Genomic DNA, 8379 nt, shown 5'->3' on the forward strand with positions numbered 1-8379 from the left:
ATAAAAAAAGACACACCGATGGCAGGTTATGTGCCTTCGGTGTGTCCGTTTAGCTAAAGAATGAATCTATTAATTTGTATATTTCTCTTAGTAAATTGTTGTTCATGTATAAGAATACATCTCTGAATTTTAAAAGTCAACAGTTTCAAAAAATCCTAATGCTAATATATGCACTTATATTTTTCTTATTTTTTATGTATCTAATCTAAAGAAAACAATATTTCAAATAAAAATATATTCAAGTATTTTATATAAATAATACAAGAATCATATATAACTAAACTCAATTATTAAATATAAAGAGAAAATACAAGTGCTTATGAATCCTTATATACCATACGTTCTTTTATAATAAACCAAATTACATATCGTACTATCCCCATTACATACAAGTAATGAATCATAAAAAACACAAATTAAGAAGCTAAATATCATATTACTAAGAATTCACAAGTTTTAATATATAGTATTAAGATAATCACAAGTATTGAATCGAATTATAAACAAAATGAATCGTATCCAAAAGCAGCATAAACTGTTTATATATTTACGTAAAAGCGCCGGTAAAGACATTTCCTTAACAAAAAAACATGTCCTCAAATTAAAGAACATGCCAAATAACCCTTGCTTTTATGTGATTCTTTAACAAGGGCTGCTGCTTACTATATTTTTTAAGATTTTATGAAGTCTGGATAGGCACCATTTTGATTATAATAATTCATCATTACATCGTGCCTTTCTTCTACAGACAAGCTTTTTTCCGTAAAATCAGTCCAGGATTCTCTAAATTGTACTCGCATAAATGCAGGAATAGAGAATATTTCTTGCTCTTTCGAATAATTTTCAACCTGATCTAATGCATAAGTCATTGCGGTAATCAGTAATTCGTTTTGTTTTTCCTTTGTTGGCATGTATGCAGCAATGTCCACAATTTCCTGTTTAAATGCAATCATCATATTTTCACGATCTTTCTTTCGTAATGATTGTCCCATATATTTTAAACGAGATACTGCTTCCTTTCTGCATTTCGCTACCGGCCTATGTAAATCTTTTTTATCATTCTCAATTACGCAGTTTGAAGAAAACACCACATTGAACTTTTCAATGATGACTTGTTTCACCTGTTTTCTAACACGCGCTATGCGAGATTCGCTAGACTTCTTTTCCTTAGAATCAATTGCTGTAAATTGCACAATTGGTTTTAAAATTTCTATGTATTGTCGTACCTTCTTTGCATTACGATTCAATTTATCCTTTAAAAAAGCCATTCTTCTTGTAATCTCGAACTCTTGAATCTGGTGCTTATAATGCTCCATACCAATTTTTCTAGAAAAAGTATTTATTAATTCTAATAGGAACATAATCCCTCTGTTATCACGAGCCTTTACAAGACTACTAAGTATAGTTGTTTGAATAAGATGAAATGGAATTCGGAAATATGATAGTGATATATCTGTAGTTTTTGTAGTTTCTGCAGCAGTATGGTTATACAAGGCATAATCTACAACCTCATATACAGTACGATTTCCAACAGGTGTCTCTTTTACGAGCTTACGCTCCAAGCAAACTTGAAACCCCGTATAAATTGTTGTGTAGGGAATCCCACTGTTCTTAGCAAGATCCATGATTTGAAATTCACGTGGTAGCATTCCAATATCATTACATTCAAAGTGAAGCAAGATATAAGTAGCTAAAGCTGAAGATGGTAATTCTTTCCGTTCATTTTCTAGTTTCACGATGTTTAATAATCCATCGAAAAACTTAACCCCATGAACCTTAAAGTTCTGCTGGGAAAAAGCCATTTGCGTATTCATAATGTTGCTAACTCCTTTCAAAAGAGCACAAAAAAGGCACTGTCATACCACGTATACAAAAATACTACTCTTTAAAAAAGCAATACATGTATAACCACGGTAAACAATGCCTAAAAATACGCAAGAAATCCCCTTTTTAAGTTGCACAAATACATAAGATACAGTAAAATTATCTTATAATTTCATGCAAATCAAAAAAGGTTTAGAAGCTTTGTTTACCGCGCTCTAGAAAAAGATTTAGAGTTTCAGCGATTCGCGGTTAACCACAATGAGATAGTTGGCGCTATTTCATTGGGCTGATGAACCTTTTTTTGCTTTATTATATTTTATTTTTACATTATATAAATGTTATATTATTAATAAATCTATATCTAGAAAAATATGAAATTATTAAAGTAACTACATCATATATAGTTTTTTTCATGGTTGCAAGCTGATTTTCAAAAGTAACAACCTGGTGAACTTAACACGAACGAAAATCTGCACATTAAACATCTACATGATCGCCTCTCAATCAAAAACCAACTAAATATGGTTTAAAATCCAATTATTTTCACGACACTCACCTAATCAATTGTCGCTCAATCAACACACCACCTTGATTTCCACGCCATTTCACCTCTAATTAGTAAGAGTCACCCGACTAATCACCGGTCAATTAATAACAATACACTTAGTTTTCCTTAATAGATTGAGTGGTGATTGAGTGAATGATTTTATTATATTGATTATAGTTCCAATCAGTCAATTAATCGCCGGTCACTTACATAGTTTTTGTTCGCATTTTAAAAAGTGAACGACCAGTGATTGAGTGGTTGAGAATCAATCATAGGTTTTTTAGTTACAAAATTAACTCTCGAATAAACAGCAAAGTATACAGTTGTAGTAATAAACATGTTTATTAAACTATTGTTCTGAGAATTAACGTAAATTGATTGGCAGAACAATAGTTTAATAGTACTTAATTTGTATAATAAACCTATGGTTATTATAAAGGGGATGTTTAAATGAGAAGAATTGATTTGATACCAAAACCATTTTTTGAAACTATAGGGGAACATGGTACAACTTATTTTGTATATGGATATAGAACCGCTAAACCAAAGTTACATTTAGCTTCTTTTAGTTCACTAAAAGAAGCTAGACAATTCATCTACAAATATGCTTATGAAAATCCACAATGGCTTAATGTAGACGGAGATATTAATGAATATAACAAAAAACCTTCTAGACCTGAAAGTAAGAATAAATGGTATAAAGGAATAGTTAAAAAAGAATATATGAAGTATGCCAATTTCAAAGATTGGAAGAAATAAAAGTAGCGAATTCGTTACTTTTTTATTTTGTAAAGAAAAAGGAACCCATAAGGATTCCATTTGCATCACGTTGTTCTATAGTCTTTGTTACTAAGTTTCTTTCTAATATCCATAAATGCTAGAATCATTATGATCGTGCATAATAATTTGAGCCAACGAAACTCCTGGTCGAACATTATACCAGAGAAGAATTCATAAGCATATAACAAGCCAATAGCGGGAAATAGTCAAGTCATGAATTATAAATCTTTTAGGTGATATTTATAATTATTAATCTTTTTCCACATATGTATCAACTCCTGTAAATATATTTTAATTCTATATATTATGATTTTACATAAAAATATACAGAATTAACATAATAACTTTGAATTAATCATGTTATTTATTAATGAATTTAGTCTCAGTAAAAGATACTAAGTGTCCTAAGGATTTAGAAAATAAAAGAGACTATCAAAATGATAGTCTCTTTTATTTTTTCCCGAAAAACTTAGAGAAAAATCCGCCTTTTTGTTCAGTATTTTCTTGTTTCTGAGCATTTGCACTTTTTTGTTCTTGAATTAATCGTATAGTGCTCATTAGTTTTTCGTCACGTTCCTCTAGACGTTTATTAATTCTATCGAAATTGTCCTGACTTTGTTTAGCTACAGCAGCGAAGAATTCCATATTTTGCTTTGTTAATTCGGCGGTCACTTTAGCTGTAACTTCCTCAGTGATTTTTTCTGTCAAAGCCTCAATCAAGTCTGTATTTACCTGTTGTGCTTTAACTAGCGATGTTTCTTTTTGCTCATCATCGTCATCAATCTCTTCAGCATAAACATTACGAATAACAGTGGGATCCATATCTAAAAGCACTACAATTTCGTGCTTTTTCTTTGACTCTGAATAATAATGTTTTATTTTTTTTACTGTATCAATACTATCCTCATGAACATATTTAAGTTGTCGTTCTTTTTTAATGTTCAAGTACTCATCAAAATCATTCAACCATCTGCGAAGAGTACTTTCGGGTATATCAAGCATGGTTGCTACTTCAGATACACGATAATAACCATCGCTTAACTGTTCATCAATCATTTGCTCACCACCTAACTATATGTTGCCTGTCCTATAGTACATTATATAGAAATTCTATAGAAACTAAAAGGACACCTTTTCCAATTACGTAAAATTTCATGTTTTTTTGCGTCTGATCACTCAACCATTCATTGCTCATTTATTGGGTTATGTATCAAAAATGCCTGTCTTGTTGAGCGGTGATTAGTTGGATGAGCGTGATTAATTCCTCAATATGTACAAAACCATCTCGTCATAGCGGAAATAAATCTACTCATATATCAATGAGTTTTTACATATTTTCAGTTGCATCCGATGGTTATTAGGTACAAATAGCGGGATTAATTATCGAAATAAATACGTAAATATAACCCGTAATCATTACGGTAATAATTACGGGTTATATTTCGGAAGTATTTAAACACTTGATATTAAAAGGTTCTTGATAAAATATTTGAGATGTATTATAGTTAATACATCTCATACTTCGGAAGTATATCCCGAAGTATCTACGGCGTTTATCGCGGGATTAAATTCCGTAATATTGATATTGCTTTTTGTATCTATACATAAATTTTACTTTTTATTAAAGGTGGTGTGAAATTAGTGTCTAATATATCAATGAGTAGCAATGAAATTATTGATGTACTCTGTGAGAATTTAAATGACGGAATTTGGGCTCTACGTGTACTATACGCTGAAGGTGCAATGCACAAAGAAAAGCTATGGGATTGTATCAACCAGTATCATAAAGAATATCAAATAGAGAATGCAAAGGATTATGAAGGAAAAAAGATACTTCCATCGCGATATTCTTTGGATATTATGACTGCACGACTTGAGGGGGCAGGGTTGATATCTTTCAAACCATTTGGGCGCGTTCGAGTTTACGAAGTAACAAATCTAGGTAATGTTTTAATCAAAGAACTAGAAAAACGAGTTGAGAAAAACAACTAAAATATATATTTGAGGGAGGATATACATATGGCAGGCAATTTTTCAGAAATCGAAAGCCAAGGAAATATTAGCTTGAAATTTGGATTCTTAGGACTAGGTATGGGAGGATGCGCAATCGCAGCGGAGTGTGCAAATAAAGAAACACAGATTAAAAACAATAAATACCCATATCGTGCGATTCTTGTTAATACAAATAGCCAAGATTTTAATAAAATTGAGATTAAAAATACAGGGAATGTCCGTAAAATTCAGTTAGAAGGATATGAACAAGGTGCAGCTCGTAATCCACAGGTTGGTGAGGAAGCATTTGTAAAACATGGAGCAATGATTTTTGAAGCAGTTAAACAAGAGTTTGAAGATCGTGACTTTATCTGGATTACTTGTGGCCTTGGTGGTGGAACAGGAACTGGAGCTCTTTTAAAGGCAATCGAAATGTTATATGAACATGATTACAATTTTGGATTGTTACTAACTTTACCTCGAGATGCTGAGGCTTTAAAAGTATTAGAAAATGCAGCTTCACGTATTCGTAGCATTGCTATGAACCAAGACGCTTTCGGTTCAATTGTATTAATAGATAATGCTAAACTATATAGAAAATTTGAAGAAGAAAACCCAAGTGCATTAGCGAACGAATATACTAGCTATAGTAACAAATATATTGCTGATGCATTACATGAGATTAACTTAGTTACTTCATCATTTACGCCGTTTTCAGATACACATTTTGATGCAAGTGAATTTGCTCAGGTAATTAATACACCAGGCGTTTTATCTTTAGCAAAACTAGAGCTAAAATCAAATCAATTAGACACTGAAAATCCACTAGGTTACTTGACTCAACTAGGGAATGCACTAGAAAAAGGAGTTTTATACGATACAGAAAGAGAAGAGCTAGAAAGTGCTAAAAAAAGTGCACTATCTATCGTTACATCACCGCTACGAGCTAGTCGATTATATAACTTCTCATTCCTTAACCAGATGGAAAACTTCTTAAAAGAAAGAACTCCATACGTAGATGAACGTCCTATAGCTCCATATGTAAATAAACATACAGCGAAAAAAGAAGAGGATATAGTTAAATTCTATTCAGTTGTTGCAGGGCTACCATTACCAAAACGTGTGAGTGATATTATTGATGAGATTACTAGAATTAAAGAAGAGCGTGAACAAGCTAATTCTAAGAAATCAAATGCTGTTTTAAATAAACTTTTTGCATTTGATGATTCAGTACAAGAAGAAAAACCTAAAAAGAAAAAATTGAATTTTGGTGCTGAACCTGAAGTAGAAGTAGCCGACGATTCACAACCAGCAAAAAAGAAATTATCATTCTAAACAAAAGACCGACAAATTAAATTTTGTCGGTTTTTTTCTATTTCAATCGTTAATGACATTAATTCTACCCCGCAAAAAATCCGTTATAATTCTTGAATAATTGGAACCTTTAAATCTTTTTGTCTACCATCCTTTATTCTGTTTGGGCGTCCTAACAATTTTTTATCTTTACTTTACCCTTCAAAAAAATGTTAGAGTCAAACCTGTACTCTGTCCTAACAATTTTAAAAGAGTGATAAAGCTATATAAATCAATATTTATAGCGGATTTTTAGAAGCAAATTTGATCCAAACTTCAGCGTACGAGTTTTAGTATCTATATTAGCTCAAATTTAGTTTGAATTTTTCATAATTTACAACCTAATTCTGCTGTAATAAGATATATAGAAATGATAGTTATCACACGAGAAGAAATTTAAATTATGGGGTTGTATAATATGAACAGTAAAACGTATAAATATAAAAGCAAAGGCGTGCAAAAATTTTTCCATCTAAAGGAGGCTGACATATTTGTATTCACAGTTTTATATCACAAAAGGTATCTTACTACACGACAAATTACTCAGCTCTATAGCGCGTTTGAAGGTCGAGATTTTTCCGAAGCTAGTGTGTTTACAAAACTTAATCGTTATTCACAATACGGTGCTATTTTAACGAAAAAAATTGAGAAGCGAGATGATAGTATAACTAAACGTGCTACATTCTCTTTAAAAGAAAGAATGATTGAATACCTTCAGGAAATAAGAAAGATTCCTGAAGGATCTTCAAAACGTAGATACTCTCATTCAAATTCATTACATACACTCTGCTCACGAGAAGTCTTAGTACGTACGCTTTTAGAAGTGACGAAAAAGACCTATAATAAAGAGACATTATATGAGTTAGATATTCGGTCTTATCATCAAAAGCTAAAAAAAATTGAAATTGAAGATGCAGGCTTGGCAATGGTTCCTGATGAACACATTTCATATCAAGATAAAAATATCTATATTGAAATGGATATGTGTAAAGAAACCAATTCTACCTTAGTTGAAAAAGTAGGCAAGTATGTAGAATATGCTCAAAAAACGAAGGACAATGTTTCAGTTGTTTTTGTCATGTACGACAAATCAATGTTCCTTGCAGAAGAAGCAGAACCACCATACGTACGGATGAAGAATCTTTTATTTTCTATGAGGGAGTATCACGAACTTTTAATGACAATACCTAATCTAAATATGTACGTCTGCTCACTTAAAGATGCTGGAGACGTTATTTCAGATGTCATTCTTGGAAAAGAAGACAACCAAAATTTCGAACAAGATATTTTTGTGCCTTTATCCCAACGTACAGTAGGAGATGCTGAGTGGCGTTATGCATTTGTTGAGAACGTACAAACATTTAAGGAGCCAATAGATGGCGGTCTACGTCGAACTTATAGGAGAGACAAAGACGTTATACAAGATTTCTTCTTTATTTTTGGGAACGAAAATGATTACCGAATGATCGCTAGATTAGATGACGTCGTGTTTTCAAGAAGAGAAGGGGATGACGGTGTTCCACTTGTAGTTATCTATCCTAAACGTGAAAAACCCAGAGATATTCTTCTGATGGACACTTATGAAAATGTACGACTGCTATCAATCCAAAATGAAAGTATCCATATAGACACGGATGAACAGATCATGGTACGTACTGCAAATAACGTTCATCCGAAAAGACGTAAACTTGTTGAGTTATACTAATCTGTTATTTTTTATATAACACTATATAATTTTATTGATTTTCATTATTTAAAGTGGTAGAATAGCGTTTGAACATATAATTAAAATTACAATCAAATCAGAACATATGAATTAAGGCAAGCGACACACGCTGTTTTTACAGTGGGTGTCGCTTGCCTTTTTTTATTTGGAGAAAGGT

The 8379-nt window shown here is 31.8% G+C and carries 6 protein-coding genes; 4 read left to right on the plus strand and 2 right to left on the minus strand.

The features are described 5' to 3' along the window. Nucleotides 1–671: 671 nt before the first annotated feature. A complete protein-coding gene (locus MR155_RS30170; protein ID WP_002166821.1) occupies nt 672–1814 on the minus strand; it encodes a hypothetical protein in 1143 nt (380 codons plus the stop codon). Between the two features lie 1007 nt (nt 1815–2821). On the opposite strand from MR155_RS30170, the gene MR155_RS30175 reads away from it, so the two are divergent. Further along, nucleotides 2822–3130 carry a hypothetical protein gene (locus tag MR155_RS30175; protein WP_242312003.1) on the plus strand — a complete coding sequence of 103 codons (309 nt, stop codon included), beginning with the start codon at nt 2822–2824 and terminating at the stop codon, nt 3128–3130. Nucleotides 3131–3601: 471 nt separating this feature from the next. Here the strand turns inward: MR155_RS30175 and MR155_RS30180 are convergent, their stop codons facing one another. Then, a complete protein-coding gene (locus MR155_RS30180; RefSeq protein ID WP_002166823.1) occupies nt 3602–4207 on the minus strand; it encodes a MerR family transcriptional regulator in 606 nt (201 codons plus the stop codon). Between the two features lie 600 nt (nt 4208–4807). On the opposite strand from MR155_RS30180, the gene MR155_RS30185 reads away from it, so the two are divergent. The 3 genes from MR155_RS30185 to MR155_RS30195 all read left to right on the plus strand — a co-directional run bounded on the left by MR155_RS30185 (nt 4808) and on the right by MR155_RS30195 (nt 8201). Then, entirely contained in the window at nt 4808–5143 is a 336-nt protein-coding gene (locus MR155_RS30185; RefSeq protein WP_033710312.1) for a hypothetical protein, read from the plus strand. Nucleotides 5144–5170: 27 nt separating this feature from the next. Further along, on the plus strand, nt 5171–6478 hold the full coding sequence (gene repX, locus MR155_RS30190; RefSeq protein WP_002166825.1) for a plasmid replication protein RepX: 1308 nt from the start codon (nt 5171–5173) through the stop codon (nt 6476–6478). 436 nt (nt 6479–6914) lie between these two features. Next, nucleotides 6915–8201, plus strand: coding sequence for a replication-relaxation family protein (locus tag MR155_RS30195; protein WP_242312004.1), 1287 nt, complete (start codon nt 6915–6917; stop codon nt 8199–8201). Nucleotides 8202–8379 lie beyond the last annotated feature (178 nt).

It is taken from the genome of Bacillus cereus group sp. BfR-BA-01331, assembly GCF_022663915.1.
GTDB lineage: Bacteria > Bacillota > Bacilli > Bacillales > Bacillaceae_G > Bacillus_A > Bacillus_A mycoides.

Bases quoted from the DNA above. Each gene is read 5' to 3' on its own strand.
- MR155_RS30170 (WP_002166821.1), bottom strand. From the start codon at position 1,814: ATGAATACGCAAATGGCTTTTTCCCAGCAGAACTTTAAGGTTCATGGG.
- MR155_RS30175 (WP_242312003.1), top strand. From the start codon at position 2,822: ATGAGAAGAATTGATTTGATACCAAAACCATTTTTTGAAACTATAGGG.
- MR155_RS30180 (WP_002166823.1), bottom strand. From the start codon at position 4,207: ATGATTGATGAACAGTTAAGCGATGGTTATTATCGTGTATCTGAAGTA.
- MR155_RS30185 (WP_033710312.1), top strand. From the start codon at position 4,808: ATGAGTAGCAATGAAATTATTGATGTACTCTGTGAGAATTTAAATGAC.
- repX (WP_002166825.1), top strand. From the start codon at position 5,171: ATGGCAGGCAATTTTTCAGAAATCGAAAGCCAAGGAAATATTAGCTTG.
- MR155_RS30195 (WP_242312004.1), top strand. From the start codon at position 6,915: ATGAACAGTAAAACGTATAAATATAAAAGCAAAGGCGTGCAAAAATTT.